Here is a 20,591-nt window from a genome sequence, read left to right on the forward strand (position 1 = left end):
AAAAGTCGTTTTCAACCTATTTGACCGGTCTGGTCGAGTGTGCGCGTGCGTATTCCGCGGATCGAGACGAACGACAGTCCCTCACGAGCGGCGCACGTGCTGGTTCGCCAAATTGGCTTTTTGCGCACGGCGGCAACGAGGAGTGGCGGGCTCTGCTCGATTTTTCGTACCGCGCCCGTGGAAGAGACCTGCTCGGCGACTGTCTGGACGACATGGCGGCTGCGTCTGGGCGAGAGGGGGAAGCTCCAAACGAACGTTTCTGGTCCGCTTGGCAGCCGGCAGCAGACTGGCTACTTGAGCAGTGCATCCTGCGGGGGCGGGACCGCGCCGGCGATATTTCTCAAGCACTTCTCGCGGCCGGGCTCGTTGGTCCCAATACGACGCCAAAGCGAACGCGCCAACCCGACCGCCGGATTGGAGAAAGAGTGGAGGCGGAGGTGTGATGTGGTGCCGGACCAGCCATGGCACGGCACGTTGCTCAAAGAGCAGGGCGGCGAGGATCGCCGCGACCAACCGAATGTCGCAGCAACTTCAGAAAACGATTGCGCCGACCCGGCACGCAGCTTCGTTGCGATTTCGAGCAGGGCAGCGGGAACAGGGATGCGCCGCAAACATGGCGGCGATGGCCGGCCGCCCGTTTAGAAAGGAGCTTCTACACGAATGGCGCTCTATGCGGCGGATGATTGTAGTTATGGCCGTGGCGATGTGCCGAGCTTTGACAACCACACCACTTGGCCGCTGCCCATGTCTTCACACCGGCTTGTCGTCCGGGTGGCCAAGCTCGCAGAACCAGCCGCCGAGATATTTCACTGACGGCTTGTTCGGGTCGGGTACCGGCGTCTTTGCCTCGACGGCGGCGCGGAACGGCTCGGCGCTGTCCTGCGGGATGAACCCCAGGTGGTTCGCGCCGCTGTTGTCGACCATCTTCAGCTTGTTGTCGGAAATGCCGAAGGAGATCGTGTGGCCGACGCGCGGCGCGGTGAGCGAGGCCTCGACCAGGCGCACACAGTCGGCGAAGGAGAGATAGGACCACAGCATGCGGCGGTCGGCGGGTTCGGGGAAGGACGAGAAGATGCGCAGGCACACCGTCTCGATGCCGAACTTGTCCCAATAGAGCCGGCTGAGGCTCTCGACGAAATTCTTCGACACCCCATAGAGGCTGTCGGGACGCACCGGCGCATCGACGCCGATATGCGCCTCGATCTCGTGATAGCCGATCGCATGCACCGAGGAGGCGTAGATGACGCGCTTCACCCCATGTTTTCGGGCGCCTTCATAGATGTGGTAGGAGCCGCGGATGCTGGAATCGAGGATGGTCTGCCACTCGCATTCGAGCGGCGCGCCGCCGAAATGCACGATCGCGTCGCAGTCCTTGGTCGCCGCGATCGTCGCCTCCATGTCGGCGAGATCGAAGACCGCTTCCTCCTCGTGCGGCGCGAGATCGCCGAAGGATTCGCGGCCCGCGAGGCGGATCGTCTTGGCCAGCGGCACCAGTCCTTTGCGCAGCTGTGAGCCGAGTCGGCCGGCGGCGCCGGTGATCAGGATACGTTCGTAATGCGGCATCATTTACTCCACTTGCGCGACGGCGGCGTTGATGCGCGCGATCGCTTCGGTCAGCACCTCTTCGCTGGTCGCGGTCGAGATGCGGAAATAGGGTGACAGTCCATAGGCGACGCCGGGCACCGACGCTACCCGGCCTTCGTTCAGAAGATAGTTGCCTACGGCCGCATCGTCCTCCAGCACGACGCCCTTGGGCGTCTTGCGGCCGATCAGGCTGGCGCAGCCGATATAGGCGTAGAAGGCGCCCTCCGGCGGCGACAGCGTCAGCCCGTTGATCTTCCTGATGCCGTCGACGACCAGGTCGCGGCGCCGCTCGAAGGCCTGGCGGAAGCGCGCGACCTCGTCCTGGGGGCCGTTCAGCGCGGCGACCGTCGCGGCCTGGGCGATCGAGCACACCGAAGTGCACGACTGGCTCTGGATCGTCGACATCGCCTTGAGGAGTGGCGCCGGCCCGGCCGCATAGCCGACGCGCCAGCCAGTCATGGCATAGGATTTCGAGACGCCGTTGACGATCAGGGTGCGATCCTTGAGCTCAGGGCAGGCCTTGCCGAACGAAACGAACTCGCGCCCGTCGAACAGGATGTGCTCGTAGATCTCGTCGGAGAGGACGAGCACATGCTGGTGCTTTGCCAGCACCGCGCCGAGCGCCTTCAGATCCGATTGCGAGTAGACCGCGCCGGAGGGGTTGCCCGGCATGTTGAGGAAGAGCCACTTCGTCCTTGGCGTGATTGCCTTTTCCAAGAGCGCCGCGGTCAGCCGGAAGCCGGTGGTCTCCGGACATTCGACGACGACAGGCGTGCCGCCGAGCAGCTTCACCATTTCGGGATAGGAGACGAAGTAGGGCGCCGGCAGGATCGCCTCGTCGCCGGGCTCCAGCGTCGCCATCAGGGCGTTGAAGATGATCTGCTTGGCGCCGTTCGCCACCACGATATCGTCGGCCGTGTAGTCCAGCCCGTTCTCGCGCCGGAATTTGCCGGCCACGGCCTCACGCACTTCGGCTGTACCGGCGGCAGCGGTGTAGAGCGTTTGCCCGGCCTTCGCCGCGAAATGGGCGGCATCGATGATGTGCAGCGGCGTCGGGAAATCGGGCTCGCCCAGGCCGAGGTCGATCACATCGACGCCCTTGGCGCGCAACGCCTTGGCGGCCTGCGAGGCGGCCATCGATGCGGAGGGCTTCACTACCGAGAGGCGCGAGGCAACATAGCTCATCAGTCGTTCTCCGTGATGTAACCCTTGGACCGGTCGTTGGCCCGCGCGGCCGCGTTGCGCTTGGCCGGATCGCCATAGCCGCCGCCGCCCGGCAGTTCGAGGATCAGCCGGCGTCCCGCCGGCACATGCTGCCAGCCCTTGGGGCGCATCTTGGTGCCGTCGTCGAGCTTGACCACGCCGGCGATGCCTGGCTTGCCACCCTCGCGGCCGTGGGCTGGATGATTGACGCGGTCGAACATGGCGGAAAAGTCGAATTCGTGGCCGTCGGTCGCGGCGATCTCGATGACCTGTCCGAGCCCGCCGCGGAATTCACCATCGCCGCCGGAATTGGGCCGCAGCTCCTTGCGCCAGATGACGATCGGGCCGGTATGCTCCGTGGCTTCGATCGGCATTGTGTGCACGCCCGAAGGGAAGGCCGTCGCCGACAGGCCGTCGAGCCCGGGGCGGGCGCCCATGCCGCCGGAATTGAACATCAGCACCTCGGCGCGGCGGCCGGATGCGCCGGCGGCCGGGCGCGCCGAGATGTGGATGTTCCACAAGGCGCCGGCGCCCTCGGCGAGGATCTTGCCGGGCAGCGCCTTGGCGAACGCGCCCAGCACCAGGTCGGGAACCATGTGGCCGAAGATGTGCCTGAGCGCCACCGGCGCTGGCCGCACGGCGTTCAGGATATTGACCGGCGACGAAACGGTGAAGAAGGCGAGCGAGGCGGCATTGTTGGGGATGTCGGGAGCCACCATGCATTTCAGCGCATAGCAGGCATAGGCCTTGCTGTAGATGATCGGGCAGTTGATGCCCCAGCGGCTCATCGGGTCGGTGCCGGTGAAGTCGACCTCGACATGGTCGTCGCGGACCGAGACGGTGGCTGCGAGCTTCACCGGCTCGTCATAGCCGTCGGTCACCAGCTCGTTCGACCAGCTTCCCTTGGGTAGCGCCTCGATGCGTTCGAGCATGGCGTCGCGGGTGCGCGAGAAGATGAACTCGCCGAGCCCGTCGAGCGAGGTCAGCCCGATCTCCTTCATCATGTCGACGAGGCGGCGGTGACCGACCTCGTTGCAGGCGGCAAGCGAATAGAAATCGCCGACGACCTGGTTCGGCTCGCGGACATTGGCGCGCAGGATGCGGACGAGGTCGAGATTGATCTTGCCCTTCTCCGCGAACTTCATGATCGGGATCTGGATGCCTTCCTCGTAGACCGACTTGCCGTCGGCGCCGAAGCCGCGGCCGCCGACATCGACGACATGCGCCGTGCAGGCGAAGAAGGCGACGAGCTCGCCGTTGAGGAAGGACGGCGACACCATGGTGATGTCGTGCAGGTGGCCGGTGCCGAGCCAAGGGTCGTTGGTGACATAGGTGTCGCCCTCGAACATCTCCTCGCGCGGGATCGCGTTCATGAAATGCAGCACGGCCTCGGCCATGGTGTTGACGTGGCCCGGCGTGCCAGTCACTGCCTGCGCCAGCATCTGGCCGCGCGGATCGAACACGCCGGCCGACAGGTCGCCGGATTCGCGCACCGAGGTCGAGAAGGCGGTGCGCAGCAAAGTCAGCGCCTGCTCCTCGACCACCGAGATCAACCGGTTCCACATGACCTGCATGCGGATTTCGCTAATATCGCTCATGCGCGGCTGCCTTTGCGGATCAGGAGGATCGCGCCGTCGCTCTGGATGACGGCGTCGAAGCTGGTGGTGACGACGGTGGATGTCTCGCGCTCGACGATGACAGCAGGTCCCGCAATGCGATCGCCGGCGCAGAGCGTGTCGCGCTCGACGATGCCATAGCTGCGCGGCTGGCCGCTGACCGGGTCGAACACCTCGCGCGTCGTTGCCGGCTTACCGGTCTTCTTACCCATGGTGAGCTCATGCCGCGCAACCGCAGGCCGAACATCCGTCGCCTTCACCGACCAGGTGACGATCTCGATCTCCAACCCGTCGAGCCCTTCGATGGCGCGGCCGAAGAAGCGCTGGTAGTTCTCCTCGAACAGGTCCTTGAGCTTCACCACCGCATCGTCGCCGAACGGCTCGTCCGCCAGAGGCACGGGGATTTCCCAACCCTGGCCTGCATAGCGCATGAAAGCGGTGATCTCGCAGACGATTTTTCCGCTGGCGCCGCTGCGCACAAACCCTTCGGCGGAGGCTTTGAGGTCGGCGAGGAGCGCGTTCACCTCGGCCGCCTTGAAGCGGGACAGGCGCGTCAGCTTCGACGCCAGCGCTTCGTAGCCGAAGGGCGCCTTGAGGAAGCCGATCGCCGAGCCGACGCCGGCGCCGCGCGGCACGATGCACTGGTCGATGCCGAGTTTTTCGCACAGCCTTGCCGCGTGCAGCGGTGCTGCGCCGCCAAAAGCGATCATCAGATTGTCGGAAATGTTCTTGCCGTTCTCGACGGCGTGGACGCGCGCGGCGTTGGCCATGTTCTCGTCCACCACCTCGCAGATGCCGAAGGCGGTCGCCATGGCATTCAGCGACAGGCGTTCGCCGACATCGCGCAGGATCGCCTGCTCGGAGGCGGCGGTGTCGAGCCTGATCGCGCCGCCGGCGAAATTGTCGGGATCGAGCTTGCCGAGCACCAGGTCGGCGTCGGTGATCGCCGGACGCTTGCCGCCGCGGCCGTAGCAGGCCGGGCCCGGCTCCGAGCCCGCGCTTTCCGGTCCGGTCTGGATGCGACCCATGGCGTCGACCCAGGCGATCGAGCCGCCGCCGGCGCCGATCTCGATCATCTCGATCACCGGAATGGAGATCGGCATGCCCGAGCCCTTCGAGAAGCGGTAGGTGCGTGCCACTTCGAAGGTTCGTGCGGTGCGCGGCGCATAGTCCTCGATCAGGCAGATCTTGGCGGTGGTTCCGCCCATGTCGTAGGAGACGACCTTTTCGAGTCCGAAGCGCCGGGCGATGTCGGCGGCAAAAATGGCGCCGCCCGCCGGGCCGGATTCAACCAAGCGTACCGGAAATTCCGAAGCGGTTTCCACCGAGATCAACCCGCCGCCGGAATGGATCATGAAAACCGGGCAGTCGGCGCCCATGTCCTTCAGGCGCGTCTGCAGGCGGGCGAGGTAGTCGGCCATCTGCGGCCGCACATAGGCGTTGGCGCAGACCGTGTTGAAGCGCTCGAACTCGCGCATCTGCGGCGAGACTTCGGCGCTGATCGAAATCGGGATGCCGAGCTTGCGGGCGAGGATGTCGCGGGCGCGGCGCTCGTGGCCGGGGTTGGCGTAAGCGTGGATGAAGCCGATCGCCACTGAGCCGAAATTGCCGGTGGCGATCCGATCGGCTATCTCCTCGAGCGCGGCTTCGTCGAGCGGCTGCAATTCCTGGCCCTCGGCGCCGATGCGACCCTTGACCGTGAAGCGGTCCTCGCGCGGGATCAGCGGCGTCGGCAGCTGCAGGTTGAGGTCATATTGCTCGAAGCGGTTTTCCGTCCGCATCTCGATCACGTCGCGGAATCCTTCCGTCGTGACGAGCGCGGTCCTGGCGCCGCGGCGTTCGATCAGCGCATTGGTGGCGAGCGTCGTGCCGTGGATGATGATGCCGATCTCGGCTGCCGAAATTCCGGCATCGCGGATGACCACGTCGATGCCGTCGAGGATCGCCTGCTCGGGCGCCGCGTAATTGGTCAGCACCTTGGTCGAGAACATCGTTCCCCTGACATCGAGCGCGATGTCGGTGAAGGTGCCGCCGATGTCCGCGCCGAGACGGATGTCGTCTGATCTGGAGGTCATGCCTTGGCCTTCTGCGAAGCGAGCGCGGCGTCGCGCATCTGGGAAAGGGTTTGCCGGGGCGTGAGCGCTTCGGGCGAGATGGCGATGTCGAGGACCGCGCCGGTCGCGGAGTTGAGCGCCCGCTCGAATGCCGCTGCGAAAGCCTGTGTTGCCTCGACGCGCTCGGCGTGAAAGCCGTAGGCCTTCGCAAGCGCCACGAAGTCGGGGTTCTCGAGCGAGGTGCCGGAAACGCGGGCCGGATAGTTGCGCTCCTGATGCGCGCGGATCGTGCCGTAGATGCCGTTGTTGACGATGAGCACGATCGGCTGCGCGCCCGCCTGCATGGCGGTGCCGAGCTCCTGGCAGTTCATCTGGAAATCGCCGTCGCCGGCGAAGCAGACCACCGTGCGCTGCGGATACGCGACCTTCGCGGCAATTGCCGCCGGCAGGCCATAGCCCATGGCGCCGGATTGCGGCGCGAGCAGCCGCGCCTTGGGTCCGAACTTGAAGAATTTGTTCGGCCATACCGTGAAATTGCCGGCGCCGTTGGTGAGGATGACGTCGGCCGGCAAGGTCTCGCGCAGCCAGGCGCTGACCGCGACCATGTCGACCGGGCCGGGCTGGACAGGTGCCGCGAATGCGCCCTCATAGGCCTTGCGTGCCGCAGCGCGCCAGTCGGCCCAGGTGCCCCTTATCGGGGTGAGTGCTTTGGCGAAAGCGTTCGGGCCGGCATGGATGCCGATCGTCGGCACATAGATCTTGCCGATCTCGCGGTCGGAGCCGTGCACATGAATCAGCTTCTGCCGCGGCACGGGCACGGAGAGCAGCGTGTAACCGTCCGTCGTCATCTCGCCGAAGCGGACATTGACGGCAAGGATCACGTCCGCGTCGCGGATCAGGTTCTTCACATGCGGCACCATGCCGACGCCGGCCTCACCGACGAAGACCGGCGAATGGTTGTCGAACTGGTCCTGATAACGGAAGGCGGCGACGACCGGGATGTCGGAGGCTTCGGCGAAGGCCTTGAGCGCGGCGCGTCCGTCCGCCGTCCAGTTGGCGCCGCCCATGAGCAGGACCGGCCTCTCGGCCGCGGCCAACATCTTGAGCGCAGCAGCAGTCGCCTCCTGCGCCGGCGCGGCTTCGAAAATCGCTGCGGGACCGCTCAGCGGCACGGCTTCCGTCGCCGCGGTCAACATGTCTTCCGGCAGCGCGACGACGACTGGGCCCGGCCGGCCGGTCAAGGCGGTGGTCCAGGCCCGCGCCACGATCTCGGGAAGCCGCTCAACGTCGTCGATCTCGACCGCCCATTTTGCGACGGTTCCGTAGACTGCCCGGTAGTCGATCTCCTGGAATGCCTCGCGCCCCTTCATGTCGGTCCCGACCTGGCCGACGAACAGGATCATCGGAGAGGAGTCCTGCATGGCGGTATGGACGCCGATGCTGGCATTGGTCACGCCCGGGCCGCGGGTGACGAAGCAGATGCCGGGCGTGCCCGTCAGCTTGCCGTAGGCGGAAGCCATGAACGCCGCGCCGCCTTCATTGCGGCAGAGCACATAATCCAGTCTGCCGTGGGTGTCGTGCAGCGCGTCGAGAACCGCCAGATAACTTTCGCCGGGTACGCCGAAGCTCTTGGTCGCGCCCAAGGCGATCAGGCACTCGACAAGAAGGCGACCGCCATTGCGGACCATACTTCGACATCCTCTTAAGCAAGGCAGAACTCTCGTCCCCGCCTTCGGACTTAACCTGCACCCAGGCGGCTCAGTGCAAAATCAAGAAATGCGGGTACATTCGAAAGTTCTCCTTTGCGGATCAATGCGTCTTGGATTCCCAATTGACTGAGTGCGACTGCCGATGGCAGGCCCTCACGAACCTGAGCAAGCGTTCGAGATTCATCCGGTTTGGCCTTTTTGCTCCCTCTTCAATTCATCGCGGATCGACCGAACGTGTCTCTCGCACCAGAACGCCGGGATTCATCGTGCCCAGCGGATCGAACGCGCACTTCAGTTGCGCCATAAGTTCTCGCTCTACCGTGCCGCGATTGCGGTCGGCCATGGCGATCTTGGCTCGGCCAAGCCCGTGCTCGGCCGCAAAGCTGCCGCCCATTTCGGTCGCTAGCGTTGCCAGCGCCTCGGCGAACGCCCCGGCCTTGCCATAAAAATCGGCGGTGCCTTCGGGCGGCGACAGATTGTAGTGAATGTTGCCGTCGCCGAGATGCCCGAACGGGTTGATTCGCACCCCGGGCAGGATGTCGTGGCATAGTTTCGCGCCGGCTTCGATGAAGCGCGCGATCGCGCCCGGGGGCACGGAGATGTCGTGCTTGAGCTGCTCGCCTTCGAGGCGCTGTCCCTCCGGCTGTTCCTCGCGCAGGCGCCAGAACTGCGCCCGCTGCGCGCCCGAATTGGCCAGCGTGCCGTCGACGACCAAGCCTTGCTCCATGCCCCATTCCAGCGCCGAAGCCAGGATCTCGTCCAGCGGGACGCGCGCCGAACCTGACGCCAGTTCGACGAGCAGGTAGACGTCGCCTCGTGTCTCCAGCTGGTAGGCGAGATCAGGTAGATGCTTGAGCGCCAGCGTCAGCCCGACATCGGAGAAGAATTCGAGCCCGGCAAGGAACTCCCCGGCCTCCGCGCGCAGATAGGTGCCGAACGACACGGCGGCGGCGAAGTCGGACATCACCAGCAGCGCGCTCGCCTGCTGCTTTGGCGTGGGATGGAGCCTGAGGATTGCCCGCGTCACGATGCCGAGCGTGCCTTCGGCACCGCAGAACAGCTTGCGCAGCTGATAGCCGGCATTGTCCTTCTGCACCGAGCGCATTCCGTCCCACACCGTGCCGTCCGCCATGACGACCTCGAGGCCGAGGACCAGATCCTGCATCATGCCGTACCGGAACGCATGGCTGCCGCCGGCGTTGGTGCCGATCAGGCCGCCGATCCTGGCGCTGCCTTCGGCCCCCAGATGCATCGGAAACATAAGCCCATGCGGCTCCAGCGCCTCGTGCAGCGCGGCGAGCACGACGCCTGCCTCAACGGCGATCGAGCCGCTCTCCGGATACGGCTCGCCGATCGCCGTCATGCGCGACAGCGAGACGATCACCGCGTCGGACTGCTCGGCGACGGCCCCGCCGCACAAGCCGGTGTTGCCGCCTTGCGGCACGACTGCCAATCCTGCCTGCCGGCATGCCTTGACGACCGCCGCCACCTCAGCCGTGTTCGCCGGTCGGGCAACGCCCAAAGGCGCGACGCCATAGCGGTTCAGCCAGTCGCGTTGGTAAGGCTCGGCATCGGTGCCCGAAAGCCAGCCTTTCGGTCCGAGAATTGCCGGCAATGCGCTAATGGGCTCAGCCATCGGGATACCTGCGGGGCTCGAAGCGCCGCGCATGGACAGGCGTGCCGTCCGGCTCAATGACCAAGGACCTGCGACAGGAACTGCCGCGTGCGCTCATTGCGGCAAGAGGTGAAGAACTCCTCCGGCGGCGCCTCCTCGACGATCTCGCCGGCATCCATGAAGATGACCCGGTCGGCGACGCGGCGGGCGAAGCCCATTTCGTGGGTCACGCAGATCATCGTCATGCCTTCGGAAGCGAGTCTCACCATGACGTCCAGCACCTCCGCTATCATCTCCGGATCGAGCGCCGAGGTCGGCTCGTCGAACAGCATGATCTGCGGCTGCATGCAAAGGGCGCGCGCAATCGCGACCCGCTGCTGCTGGCCGCCGGAGAGCTGGCCGGGAAACTTCATCGCCTGTTCGGGAATGCGGACCTTCTCCAGATAGCGCCGGGCGGTCGTTTCGGCTTCCGCGCGCGGCCGCTTGCGCACGATCATCGGTGCGATCATGCAGTTCTCCAGCACCGTCATGTGCGGAAACAGATTGAAGTGCTGGAACACCATGCCGACTTCGCGCCTGATCTCGTCGATGTTGCCGACGTCGTCGTTGAGTTCGGTGCCGAGCACGGTAATGCGGCCGCCATTGTGCTGCTCGAGCCGGTTGATGCAGCGGATCATGGTCGACTTGCCCGAACCGGAGGGACCGCAGACGACGATCCTTTCGCCCCGCTTCACGGAAAGGTTTATCTTCCGCAGCGCGTGGAACGAGCCGTAGTATTTGTCGAGGTTTTCGATGCGAACCGCTGGTCCGGATGATTGCGTCGAATTCACTTGCGACCTCACTTATCGCTCGCCGACCGACATGCGGCGCTCGAGGAAGGCGCCGTAGCGGGACAGGCTGAAGACGAAAACGAAATAGATCAGCGCGATGAAGGCATAGACCTCGACATAGGCGAAGCGCCATTCACCGGTGCCGTAGGCGGCGTTGCCGGAAGCCAGGATTTCGAAGAAGCCGACGATGACCACCAGCGAGGTTTCCTTGAACGAGATGACGAACTGGTTGATCGTCGCCGGCAGAGCGTTGCGCATGGCCTGCGGCAGGAGGATGCGGCCAATGCGCTGCCAGTAGCTCATGCCGAGAGCCATGGCGGCTTCTTCCTGTCCTGCCGGAACACCCTGCATGCCGCCGCGCACGATCTCGGCCTGATAGGCGGAGAAGAAGAGGGCGGAACCCAGGATCACCCGGTAGAGCTTGTCGCCCTGCAGCCATTGCGGCAGGGCGAAAGGCAGAACGACGGCAAATGTGAAGAGGATCGAGATCAGCGGCAGCGAGCGGACGCCATCGATGATGAGACCGGTGGTGCGCGATATCCAGGGCAGGTCCGAGCGGCGCAGCAGCGCGAGGCAGATCGCCAGCGGGAAGCCGATCAGGCAGGTGGTGACGAAGATGAAGAGGGTGAGCGCCAGCCCGCCCCAGGCTTCCTCACCGACAAAGGGAAGACCGAGCACGCCGCCCTTCATCAGCACGTAGTAGAGGGCGGCCCCGGTTCCCCAGACGAGCGCGATGCGACGGCCAGTCCAGAAGGCTGGAATGCAGCTCAGCACCGTCATGACCACAACGGCCACGCAGGCGAGCGCCGAGCGCCACTGCTCCTCGAAGGGATAGAGGCCGAACAGGATGATGCGCCACCTGGCCGCGATGACCGACCAGCAGGCGCCGGCCGCCGCCTGGCAGGCCTCAGGTCCGCCGGTCGTAGTGAAGACGGCCGAGAAGACGGCCCAGTTGAGCAGCTTCCAGACGACAAAAACCATGATCGCCAGGGAGATCAGCGACAGCAGCGCCTGAAGCGGCGTCGCGAAGAAGCGGCGCTTCAGGTCTTCGACCCTGCCCGGGGCAGGGGGAGCGACAACGACCATCTCCATGTCTTACCCCCTCAGTTGATTGCCCTTGAGGGCAATGGCTCTGTTGATGCGGTTGAACACCGCGGCGAGGCTGAGATTGATGGCGAGGAAGCCGGCCATCAGAATGCCGATCACCTCGAGCGTCTGGCCCGAGTGGTTGATCGTCAGCGCCACGATCATGAAGAAATCGGTGAAGCCCACTGCAATGCCCATGGTCGTCGCCTTCATCAGCCAGACATACTGGTTGGCGAGGATCGGCAGCATGGCGCGCAGTGCCAGCGGCAGCCGCACCAGCGTGAAGACGCGCCAGGGGCTCAGCCCCAGCGAAAGCGCCGCCTCCATTTGACCTTTGCCGACGGCCTTGAAGCCGCCGCGTACGATCTCGGCGATGTAGGAGCCGCCATAGATGGCTATGGCGACCGCCAGCGCGGAGAATTCGGGCGGGATACGCAGTCCTCCCTTGAGATTGAGACCCTGCAAGGAGGGGAAATCGAGTATCGGCACGCCCGGTGAGCGACCGAGCGCCAGGATGACGGCGCCGCTGGCCAGTGCGGTCGCCGCCGCGGTGAGCTGAATGCCGAGCCGCTCCCCGAGTGGTTGGCTTAGACGCGAGGTCCGGCCCAACCAGACCGGCAGGGCGACGGCCGCGATAACGGCAAGCATCGCTGCGGCCAGCGCCGCTCCGCCGACATTGGGGACCGGCACGTAGAGACCACGGCTGGTCAGCAGCATGCCGAAAGCCTCATGCGCGGCGCGCGGCGTCGGCAGATGCGTGATGACCGCATACCAGAAGAAGACCTGCAGGATCAGCGGGATGTTGCGGAAGATGTCGACATAGGTGCGGCCGAGCAACCGCGCCAGCTCGTTGGACGAGGTTCGCGCCAGGCCGACGATTGTGCCGACGATCGTTGCCAGGACAAGGCCGGTGGTTCCGAGGAACAGCGTGTTGATGATGCCGATCAGGAAGAACCACCAGTAGGGATCGTTGGCGTTGGCCGGCAGCAGCGAGAAGTTCACGTCCCAGCCCGTCGACTTGAACAGGAAGTCGAAGCCGGAGGTGATGCCTTGCTCGGCGAGGTTGCGCCTGGCGATCATCACGCAGGCAAGGATCATCGCGGCAAGTGAGCCGACGAAAAGGACCTGCAACAGCGTGTTGCGGACCTTCTGATTTCTCAGCAGGCTGACCATACGCCAGTCTCCCCAATTTCCGCCGGTTCCGCCCGGCGATACCCAGGCGGAACTTACAGCGGATATTTTAGAAGCGGATCAGTCGATCACCAGCGGGAACAGGACGCCGCCATTGTTCCAGAGGTTGGTGAGCTCGCGATCCATCTTGTAGGGCGAGTCCTTGCCGAGATCGCGCTCGAAGATCTCGCCGTAATTGCCGACCTTCTTGATCACGTTGTAGGCCCAGTCGTCAGGGAGCCCGAGACCCTTGCCCATGCCGGGCGTCACGCCGAGGAATTTCGCCACCTGCGGCGAGGTCGGCTTGGCCTTGATCTCATCGACGTTCTTGGAGGTGATGCCTTCCTGCTCGGCGAAGATCAGGGTGCTCAGCGTCCAGTTGGCGATGTCGACCCAATTGTCGTCGCCCTGGCGCATGATCATGACTTCGGGCTCGACCGCCAAAACGTCGGGCAGGATCACATGGTCCTCGACCTTGCCCTTTGCCGCGCGAGCGATGGCAAGCACCGGTCCCCATTGCGCATAGAGATCGCAGCGGCCGGAGAAGTAGGCCTGCTCGAGCTCTTCCGTCTTCTCGATCAGCACCGGCTCGAGCTTGATGCCGAGCTTCTGGGCGTAGGCGGCGACCTGCTGCTCCTGCGACGTGCCGGCGGGAATGCAGATAGTGCCGCCATTGGCGTCCTTGAGCGATTTCAGGTTGAGCTCCTTATGCGCCATCACCTTGGTCGTGCCGAGATAATAGGAATTGGAGAATTGCAGGCCGAGCTCGGTGTCGCGGCTGAGCGTGCCCCCGGACGCCTTGATGATGATGTCGACGTCGCCCGACTGGAGCGATGGCCAGCGCTGCGCCCAGCTGATCGGTACGATCTTCAGCTTCGCCGGGTCGCCGAACACGGCGGTCGCCACCGCCTTGCAGAGGTCGATGTCCATCCCCTTCCAGTTGCCTTTGTTGTCCACCTCGGCGAAGCCGAGATAGGAGCCGTCATGGCCGGTGCAGTTAAGCACGCCGCGCGCCTTCACGGTCTCCAGCGTCTTGCCGCCGGCGGCTTCAGCAGGTGCTGCCAGATGAACGAGGCCCAGGGCCATGGCAGCGGCCCCCCATTTGATCATTTTCATGTCGGTCGTCTCCACTGTTGAGGTTTAGCATTGTTCTTGTTTTTGGAGGTCCGAGACGCGCGTCTTGAACCCCGGTCGCGAAGCCGCTCCTAGTCGGTAAGCGGGATCGGTTTCGGCAAGAGCTTGAGGTCGCTTCCCCAATCCTGCTGGACGAGCCAGCGATGCAGGGCCGCCACCGCCTTCACGCGCAGATGCCCGCGCGGCATGACGAGGTAGAAGCCGGGGACTTCTTCCGGCTTCATGTCCGAAAGAGCGTCGCGGCCGAGCGGCGCGACCAGCGCGCCCGACCTGAAGTCCTCCTCGGCGTCGATGACGGAGACCAAGCCCACGCCGATGCCCTGGAGCGTCGCACGGCGCATGGTCGCCGCGTCGTCGAAGCCGATGCTGCGGTCGCCCTCGGCCTTCTCGACGGCAAGGTGGCGCAATATGTCCGGCCACAGCCGCTTGGACTTGACCGTGTCCAATAAGGTGAACCGCGTCAGGTCCTGCGCCGACTTGATCTTCTCGCCGATCGCCGGGGTGCAGCAGATGATCTTCGGATCCGGCACCAGCAGAGTGGTCTCGTAGTCCGGCCAGCTGCCGTAGCCCCACTGCACCGTCATATCGATGTCGTCGGGGCCGAAGTCGGGCAGGTCGACCATCGTCGTCAGACGCAGGTCGGCGCCCGGCAGGATCTCGCGGAACAGCGAAAGCCTCGGCAGCAGATAATGCGTGGCAAAGTATGGGCTCGCATTGAGATTGATGCGATCCCTGTAGTTCGACTTGGTGACGCGGCGAACGCCTTCGGAAAACTCGTCGAAGCCGGCCTTGACGTAATGCGAAAGCACGATTGCCGACTCGGTCAGCTCGATCGAGCGGCCCTTGCGTTCGAACAGCGTCACCTGGAGCGTGTCTTCCAGGAGCTTGATCTGCTGGCCGACCGCCTGCGGCGTCACTAAGAGCTCATCCGCCGCCTGTCGGAAGCTCTTGTGCAGCGCGACGGCGTGGAAGACGCGAAGCGCATTGAGCGAAGGAAGGCGAAGCTTGCCGGTCATCGTGAATTCCGCCTCCTTTGGTTCGAGACTCCGTCGGTCATGCACTGCTGGATGTCAGCTGCGTCCGGCTGACAAAATTGGTTCAGGCGTAGATGTAACCGCCTGAAACGATGACGTTTTCGCCGGTCATGTAGGTGTTCTTCGGCCCACCGGTCATGAGCACCCATTCGGCGATTTCCGTCGGCTCGGCGCCACGGCCGAGCGGGCTTGCCTTGGCCAGTTCCTCGAGGAAGCCGAGCGCCTTGGCCTTCTCGGTGGCCATGCCGGCGGGCGCCACCGAGTTCACCAGGATGCCGTCCTTGGCGACGTAATGGGCAAAGGAACGCGTCAGGCTGACGACGGCGGCCTTGGTCGCCGCGTAATGCGCGTTCTGCGGATGCGCCTTGAAGGCGTCGACGGAGGTCAGGTTGACGATGCGGCCGCGCACTTGGGCTTTCGGCTCTTGGCGTTGCATGTGGCGAACGGCGGCCACCATCATGTGGTAGGTGCCCTTGATGTTGATGCCGTTGGAGGCATCCCACTCGGCGTCGGTGATTTCGAGGAGCGGCCGGCGCGGATAGATTGCGGCGCAATTGATCAGCGTGTCGACGCGCCCGAGCTTCGCGACGATTGCGTCGAAGGCGGCGTGGCATTGAGGGCCGATCTGGATGTCGCAAACGGCAGCCGCAGTCGGCAGGCCCTTGGCCTTTGCCGGTTCGAGCGCGCTCTCGGCGGCTTCCTTATTGATGTCGATGATGCCGATCTTTGCCGCCCCGGCCTCGACGGCCATGCGGGCGAGAAGAGCGCCGAGGCCGGCGCCGCCGCCAACGATCAGAACGGAAAGGTCTTTCATTCCAGGGTTCCTTACTTGGTGCCGCTCGGCGAGGTCGGCCAGGTCGGCATGATGTCGAAACGGGTAACGTCAGCCCATGCGGGGAGCGCCAGCACAGCGACGACCATCCTGGCCACGTCATCCGGCTGCACCACTTTGCTGGCGTACATGGCTTCGCGTGCCTTGGTGTCGAGGATGTCGTTGTAGAGCTGCGTCTCGACACGTCCGGCGACGATCTCGGTGACCCGGATACCGGATGGGGAGAGGTCCGCGCGCAGCGCGCCGGCAAAACCGGAGATGGCCGCCTTGGTGGCGGCATAGACGGCAATGTTGGAGAATGCGGCGTGGCCCGCGACCGAACCGGTGAACAATATGTGGCCGGACTGCCTCTCGCGCATCTGCGGCACGACGAGCCGGGTGAGCAGGATCGCCGCGCTGAGGTTCACCTCCAGCGTGGTGTCGATGTCGGCGATTTTCATGTCGGCGAAATTGCCGAGCGGCGGCATGATGCCGGCGTTGTTGATCAAGACGTCGATGGTGAGGCCCGCCAACACCGATTCCAGTGCTTCGCGATCGGTGACATCGACGGCGATCGGCACGATGCCCGGGCGCTCGGCCTGCAGTGCTTTAAGCGCCGCCTTGCTGCGTCCGACCGCATAGACCTCGTAGCCGGCATCGCTCAAGGCGACCGCCATGGCGCGCCCTATGCCGCTCGTCGCACCTGTGATGAAGGCTGTGGTCACGTGGGCTTCCCCAATTACCTAGCCTAGTGTGTGACTTTTGCCAATCCGGCAAAACCAAGAAAAACAGCAAACAGGAAAGATCAACTTTCACAAATTACGCGGAGGCTTAGAAATCGTTCATTGCACGCGCTGCTAGGAGGAGCAGCAATCGGTGAGAACCGGGCGAAGGTGCCCCCCTTTCCTCTCAGCTGTCGAGGCGGGGCAGTCAAAAATTGCTTTCGCAATTCAGGCGGTCCATCACCCGCAATCGTTGCCATTAGAGAGTCATGCTCCCGGAGAGGCAGGCGTCTTCATGTCTTTGAACAGAGAGCGGGCGGCCTTCTGCTTCGCGTCCGTCGCCTCGACGCCGGAGGCTCTCGCCAGCGCGCGCACGCGACCCAGGCTATTTTGCAGATGCTTGCGCATGGCCTGCCGGGCCTTGCCGCCGTCCTGCCTTTCGATGGCGTCGACGATGGCTTTGTGCTCGCTGTGGATGCGCGCGTAGTAGCTGTCCTTGAGCGCCGGCTGGACGACATAGCCGAGCTGGAAACGCGGCACGATCATCGGCCCGAGATAGGCGAGGAAGCCGTGGATGAACTCGTTGCGCGCCGCCTTGGCGATCGCGAGGTGGAAATCATAGTCGTAGTGAATCTGGACGGCGGCGGGATCCGCCTGCTGCGCGTCGATCTGCTCCATCATTGATCGGATATTGCTGGCCTCCTTGTCGGTCCGCCGTTCGGCACAGAGCCCTGCCGATTCCACTTCCACGCTCAGCCTGAGCTCGAGCAAAGCGATGGTCTCCGGCAGGGTGCGCAGCGCCTCGTCGGGGATCGAAAAATTGCGCGGGCTCGGCGTTTCGCTGACGAACATGCCGCGTCCCTGCTGCGGCACCACCATACCCTCCGAACGCAGGCGCGCCACCGCCTCGCGCACCACGGTGCGGCTGACATCATATTCGGCGCAAAGCTCCGCTTCGGTCGGCAATTGCGCCCCGGGCTGCAATTCACCGGAGCGGATCTTTTCGGCCAGGCTCTCCGCCACCACGGTGGAAAGCGGCTTGCGCTTCGTCATTGAGGTCCTTCCGTTCAGGTTCAGATTCGGGATGATGCCCGAACCGGCAAGACGGTTCAAACCGCCGCGGTGACGATCAGTTCGACCAGCATGCCGGGCTTGGCCATCCGTCCTTCGCCGGAAGAGCGCGCCGGCGCATGCTCCTTCGGCATCCAGGCGTCCCACGCCGTGTTCACTTCATCGAAATCCCGCACGTCGTCCAGCCACATCTGGACGTGCAGGATACGGGTCTTGTCGGTGCCGGCCTTGGCGAGCAGACCATCGATCTTGCCGAGCACCTCGCGCATCTGGTCGGCCGCGGACTGCCCCGGTCTCGCCACCTGGCCGGTGAGGTAGAGCGTGCCGTTGTGGATGACGCCGTGATGGATGCGGGTGTCGAAGTCGAAACGCTGGATATCGCTCACGATATGCCTTTCAGATTGCCGGCGTCTGCCGGATGGGATTGCCTTGCAAATATTGCGCGTAAGGCGCCTGGACGAGCCAGCCGGCATCGACCGGAAGCGTGACGCCGGTGATCGAGGCCGCGCGGTCCGAGCAGAGGAACAAGGCCGCCTCCGCGACATCGCGAGGTTCGACGAAGCGGCGCAGCGCAGTCGTGGCCTGGATCGCTTCCGGGTTGCGTTCACCCTTGGCGATCTTCGCCTTCAGTCCGTCCGACAGCGTGTAGCCGGGCGCCACGGCGTTGACGCGAACCCCATGCGGGCCGAGCTCCGCGGCCAGGATCTGGGTGAGGGCCAGCACCGCATGCTTGCCGGGCGTGTAAGCAGGAAGCGACAGCGGCGCGAAAGAGGCGAGCGACCCGACATTGAGGATCGCGCCGCGTCCGGCAGCCGACATCAGCCGCCCAAATACCTGACAGCCAAGCAGCGTGCCGCGATAGTTGATGCGCCACATCTGCTCGTCTTCGGCGAGGTCCTGGTCGAGCACATGCTTGCCGCTCTGCAGGATGCCGGCGCAATTGACCACGACATGCGGCGTGCCGAAGGCATCGCCGACGGCCTGCGCCAGCGCTTCTACCGAGGCGGGATCGCCGATATCGGTCTGGACGAAGGGCGCGCGTGGCGCGCCTATGCTCTCGCACGCGCTCGCCGCTTCCTTGCCACGAACAGTGTCTCGGCCGGCGACGACCACGTGATATCCATCCTCGGCGAAGCGCTCGGCGATCGCGCGGCCGATGCCGGACGTGCCGCCGATGACGACGGCGGTCGACACGTCAGCCATTGCGGCGGTCCTTCCGTTCGATGTCGAAAAATGCGGCCATGGCCTCGACCTGGAAATCCATCATCGGCCGGCCCGGCTGGATGCGGCAGCCGATCGCCTTCGCCGCCTTGAGCAGCGGCGTCTCGGCCGGCTCCATGATGATATCGACGATCGTCATCTGCGGCGTCAGCTTGCTCACATCCATCGGCAATGGATCGCCGGCCTTCAGCCCGGACGGCGTGGCGTTGATCGCCATGTCCATGCCGGATGGATCGGGCTCTCCCACCTCGATGCGGCAGTTGGGAAAAGCCTCATTGACCAGCGCAGCGAGTTTTTGCGCGCGTTCCCTGTCGATATCGGTCAAACGGATTTCGGCCGCGCCTTCTTCGGCAAGACAGTAGGTCAGCGAGGCGCCCGCGCCGCCGGCGCCGACCTGGAGAATACGCTTGCCGGCGATCTGGTGCCCGCCCGCCTTCAATCCGTCGATGAAGCCGACGCCGTCGAAATTGTCGGCATACCAGCTGCCGTCAGCCTGCCGGCGCACGGAATTCGCGCTCCGCACGCGCGCGGCGCGGTCATGGGCGGCCGCGCATTTGTGGTAGACCGCGACCTTGTACGGCACCGAAACGATCACGCCGCGGATGTTTTCCGCCGCCGTGATGCCGGCCCAAAAAGTATCGAAGTCCTCCGGACGGCAGCTCAACGGCACCATCAGGCTGTCGAGCCCCTTCTGCTCGAAGATTTCGTTGAAGATACCGGGGCTCTTCGCATGGCCCACGGGATGGGCCAGCATGACGAAGACGTCGGCCTTGCCGGTTCCGCGCATCGGTTATTCCTTTCCGTTTGAGAGTTCGTAGTCGCTCAGGATCTCGAGAGCCCGCACGAGCGACGAATGGTCGGCTTCTGCGCCGCCCGCCCGGGCCGAACAGGCATTCATCAGCTGCTGCGCCGTTGCCGTGCCCGGCAGGGCGACGCCGAGCGCCCGCGCGCTTTCCAGCGCGAGATTGAGGTCCTTCTGGTGCAGCCGGATTCGAAAACCCGGCGCGAAGCTGCGGGCGATCATGCGCTCGCCATGCACCTCGAGCACGCGCGAGGAGGCAAAGCCGCCCATCAGCGCGCTGCGCACCCTGGCCGGGTCGCAACCGGCCTTGCCGGCAAAGACCAGCGCTTCGGCGACGGCCTCGATGTTGAGAGCGACGATGATCTGATTGGCGATCTTGCAGGTCTGGCCGGCGCCGTTCCGTTCGCCGATCAAGGTGATGTTCTTGCCGAGCTTCTCAAAGATCGGCAGCGCCCGCTCGAACTCTGCAGCCGGCCCGCCGACCATGATGGTGAGGCTCGCCGCCTTGGCTCCGACCTCGCCGCCGGAAACCGGCGCATCGAGATAGCCGGCGCCTGCTTCCCTGATCTTTGCGGCGAACTCGGCCGTGGCGATCGGGCTGATCGAGCTCATGTCGATCACCTGCTTGCCGGCCGAGATTCCTTCCAGCACACCGTTCCGCCCGAGCAGGACACGTTCCACGTCAGGTGTGTCGGGTAGCATGGTGATCACGATCTCGGACGTCCTTGCCACCTCGGCGGGAGAGGCGACGACAGATGCTTTCAGATCCGTTGGAAGAGGGGAGCGGTTCAGCACCGTGACGATCCCGTGCCCGGCATCGGCGAGATGCCGCGCCATCGGCGCGCCCATGACGCCTAGCCCGATGAAGCCGATTTGCATGTGCAACTCCTTTGAGCGACTTTGGCCGCAGATCGGTCTTGCGGCTCCAT

General features: G+C 64.6%; 18 protein-coding genes. All 18 read right to left on the reverse strand.

Annotated features, from left to right (window positions below; all coding sequences use genetic code 11):
• Window positions 1–750: 750 nt before the first annotated feature.
• Window positions 751–1,563, reverse strand: a complete 813-nt coding sequence (locus tag ACVMIM_RS10275; protein WP_040986158.1) for an NAD-dependent epimerase/dehydratase family protein — start codon at window positions 1,561–1,563, stop codon at window positions 751–753.
• A 3-nt stretch (window positions 1,564–1,566) separates the two neighbouring features.
• Window positions 1,567–2,769, reverse strand: a complete 1,203-nt coding sequence (locus ACVMIM_RS10280) for a pyridoxal phosphate-dependent aminotransferase (RefSeq protein ID WP_476111853.1) — start codon at window positions 2,767–2,769, stop codon at window positions 1,567–1,569.
• The gene (locus tag ACVMIM_RS10285) at window positions 2,769–4,385 is read right to left on the reverse strand and encodes a hydantoinase B/oxoprolinase family protein (protein ID WP_476111855.1); all 1,617 of its coding nucleotides are present in this window, start codon (window positions 4,383–4,385) and stop codon (window positions 2,769–2,771) included. The genes ACVMIM_RS10280 and ACVMIM_RS10285 overlap by 1 nt, the downstream gene beginning before the upstream one ends.
• Window positions 4,382–6,478 carry a hydantoinase/oxoprolinase family protein gene (locus ACVMIM_RS10290; RefSeq protein ID WP_476111857.1) on the reverse strand — a complete coding sequence of 699 codons (2,097 nt, stop codon included), beginning with the start codon at window positions 6,476–6,478 and terminating at the stop codon, window positions 4,382–4,384. Before ACVMIM_RS10290 ends, ACVMIM_RS10285 begins: the two co-directional genes overlap by 4 nt.
• On the reverse strand, window positions 6,475–8,145 hold the full coding sequence (locus tag ACVMIM_RS10295) for a thiamine pyrophosphate-binding protein (protein WP_476111859.1): 1,671 nt from the start codon (window positions 8,143–8,145) through the stop codon (window positions 6,475–6,477). The genes ACVMIM_RS10290 and ACVMIM_RS10295 overlap by 4 nt, the downstream gene beginning before the upstream one ends.
• Window positions 8,146–8,380: 235 nt before the next feature.
• Window positions 8,381–9,802 (reverse strand): FAD-binding oxidoreductase, encoded by a 1,422-nt coding sequence (locus ACVMIM_RS10300; RefSeq protein ID WP_040985610.1) that lies wholly within the window; start codon window positions 9,800–9,802, stop codon window positions 8,381–8,383.
• A gap of 53 nt (window positions 9,803–9,855) precedes the next feature.
• On the reverse strand, window positions 9,856–10,611 hold the full coding sequence (locus ACVMIM_RS10305; RefSeq protein WP_040986157.1) for an amino acid ABC transporter ATP-binding protein: 756 nt from the start codon (window positions 10,609–10,611) through the stop codon (window positions 9,856–9,858).
• A 12-nt stretch (window positions 10,612–10,623) separates the two neighbouring features.
• Window positions 10,624–11,703, reverse strand: a complete 1,080-nt coding sequence (locus ACVMIM_RS10310; RefSeq protein ID WP_040985608.1) for an amino acid ABC transporter permease — start codon at window positions 11,701–11,703, stop codon at window positions 10,624–10,626.
• A gap of 3 nt (window positions 11,704–11,706) precedes the next feature.
• On the reverse strand, window positions 11,707–12,870 hold the full coding sequence (locus tag ACVMIM_RS10315; protein ID WP_052457913.1) for an ABC transporter permease subunit: 1,164 nt from the start codon (window positions 12,868–12,870) through the stop codon (window positions 11,707–11,709).
• Window positions 12,871–12,948: 78 nt separating this feature from the next.
• The gene (locus ACVMIM_RS10320) at window positions 12,949–13,983 is read right to left on the reverse strand and encodes an amino acid ABC transporter substrate-binding protein (protein WP_040986155.1); all 1,035 of its coding nucleotides are present in this window, start codon (window positions 13,981–13,983) and stop codon (window positions 12,949–12,951) included.
• A gap of 89 nt (window positions 13,984–14,072) precedes the next feature.
• Window positions 14,073–15,017: a LysR substrate-binding domain-containing protein gene (locus tag ACVMIM_RS10325; protein WP_040985606.1), complete on the reverse strand. Its 945-nt coding sequence runs from the start codon at window positions 15,015–15,017 to the stop codon at window positions 14,073–14,075.
• An 82-nt stretch (window positions 15,018–15,099) separates the two neighbouring features.
• Window positions 15,100–15,849, reverse strand: a complete 750-nt coding sequence (locus tag ACVMIM_RS10330; RefSeq protein ID WP_040985604.1) for an SDR family NAD(P)-dependent oxidoreductase — start codon at window positions 15,847–15,849, stop codon at window positions 15,100–15,102.
• Between the two features lie 11 nt (window positions 15,850–15,860).
• Window positions 15,861–16,571 (reverse strand): SDR family oxidoreductase, encoded by a 711-nt coding sequence (locus ACVMIM_RS10335; RefSeq protein ID WP_052457912.1) that lies wholly within the window; start codon window positions 16,569–16,571, stop codon window positions 15,861–15,863.
• 264 nt (window positions 16,572–16,835) lie between these two features.
• A complete protein-coding gene (locus tag ACVMIM_RS10340) occupies window positions 16,836–17,621 on the reverse strand; it encodes a FadR/GntR family transcriptional regulator (RefSeq protein ID WP_040986154.1) in 786 nt (261 codons plus the stop codon).
• Between the two features lie 56 nt (window positions 17,622–17,677).
• Entirely contained in the window at window positions 17,678–18,025 is a 348-nt protein-coding gene (locus tag ACVMIM_RS10345; protein WP_040985600.1) for a RidA family protein, read from the reverse strand.
• 10 nt (window positions 18,026–18,035) lie between these two features.
• Window positions 18,036–18,842 (reverse strand): SDR family NAD(P)-dependent oxidoreductase, encoded by an 807-nt coding sequence (locus ACVMIM_RS10350; RefSeq protein ID WP_278047562.1) that lies wholly within the window; start codon window positions 18,840–18,842, stop codon window positions 18,036–18,038.
• On the reverse strand, window positions 18,835–19,647 hold the full coding sequence (locus tag ACVMIM_RS10355; RefSeq protein WP_476111620.1) for a shikimate dehydrogenase family protein: 813 nt from the start codon (window positions 19,645–19,647) through the stop codon (window positions 18,835–18,837). The genes ACVMIM_RS10350 and ACVMIM_RS10355 overlap by 8 nt, the downstream gene beginning before the upstream one ends.
• Window positions 19,648–19,650: 3 nt before the next feature.
• Window positions 19,651–20,541: a 2-hydroxy-3-oxopropionate reductase gene (locus ACVMIM_RS10360; protein ID WP_040985594.1), complete on the reverse strand. Its 891-nt coding sequence runs from the start codon at window positions 20,539–20,541 to the stop codon at window positions 19,651–19,653.
• Between the last annotated feature and the right edge of the window lie 50 nt (window positions 20,542–20,591).

It is taken from the genome of Mesorhizobium sp. USDA 4413 (assembly GCF_056280365.1).

Excerpts from the sequence above, each read along its gene's own strand:
- ACVMIM_RS10300 (WP_040985610.1), bottom strand. The coding sequence starts at position 9,802 with ATGGCTGAGCCCATTAGCGCATTGCCGGCAATTCTCGGACCGAAAGGC.
- ACVMIM_RS10295 (WP_476111859.1), bottom strand. The coding sequence starts at position 8,145 with ATGGTCCGCAATGGCGGTCGCCTTCTTGTCGAGTGCCTGATCGCCTTG.
- ACVMIM_RS10315 (WP_052457913.1), bottom strand. The coding sequence starts at position 12,870 with ATGGTCAGCCTGCTGAGAAATCAGAAGGTCCGCAACACGCTGTTGCAG.
- ACVMIM_RS10340 (WP_040986154.1), bottom strand. The coding sequence starts at position 17,621 with ATGACGAAGCGCAAGCCGCTTTCCACCGTGGTGGCGGAGAGCCTGGCC.
- ACVMIM_RS10350 (WP_278047562.1), bottom strand. The coding sequence starts at position 18,842 with ATGGCTGACGTGTCGACCGCCGTCGTCATCGGCGGCACGTCCGGCATC.
- ACVMIM_RS10310 (WP_040985608.1), bottom strand. The coding sequence starts at position 11,703 with ATGGAGATGGTCGTTGTCGCTCCCCCTGCCCCGGGCAGGGTCGAAGAC.
- ACVMIM_RS10275 (WP_040986158.1), bottom strand. The coding sequence starts at position 1,563 with ATGCCGCATTACGAACGTATCCTGATCACCGGCGCCGCCGGCCGACTC.
- ACVMIM_RS10325 (WP_040985606.1), bottom strand. The coding sequence starts at position 15,017 with ATGACCGGCAAGCTTCGCCTTCCTTCGCTCAATGCGCTTCGCGTCTTC.
- ACVMIM_RS10285 (WP_476111855.1), bottom strand. The coding sequence starts at position 4,385 with ATGAGCGATATTAGCGAAATCCGCATGCAGGTCATGTGGAACCGGTTG.
- ACVMIM_RS10320 (WP_040986155.1), bottom strand. The coding sequence starts at position 13,983 with ATGAAAATGATCAAATGGGGGGCCGCTGCCATGGCCCTGGGCCTCGTT.
- ACVMIM_RS10360 (WP_040985594.1), bottom strand. The coding sequence starts at position 20,541 with ATGCAAATCGGCTTCATCGGGCTAGGCGTCATGGGCGCGCCGATGGCG.
- ACVMIM_RS10290 (WP_476111857.1), bottom strand. The coding sequence starts at position 6,478 with ATGACCTCCAGATCAGACGACATCCGTCTCGGCGCGGACATCGGCGGC.
- ACVMIM_RS10355 (WP_476111620.1), bottom strand. The coding sequence starts at position 19,647 with ATGCGCGGAACCGGCAAGGCCGACGTCTTCGTCATGCTGGCCCATCCC.
- ACVMIM_RS10330 (WP_040985604.1), bottom strand. The coding sequence starts at position 15,849 with ATGAAAGACCTTTCCGTTCTGATCGTTGGCGGCGGCGCCGGCCTCGGC.
- ACVMIM_RS10280 (WP_476111853.1), bottom strand. The coding sequence starts at position 2,769 with ATGAGCTATGTTGCCTCGCGCCTCTCGGTAGTGAAGCCCTCCGCATCG.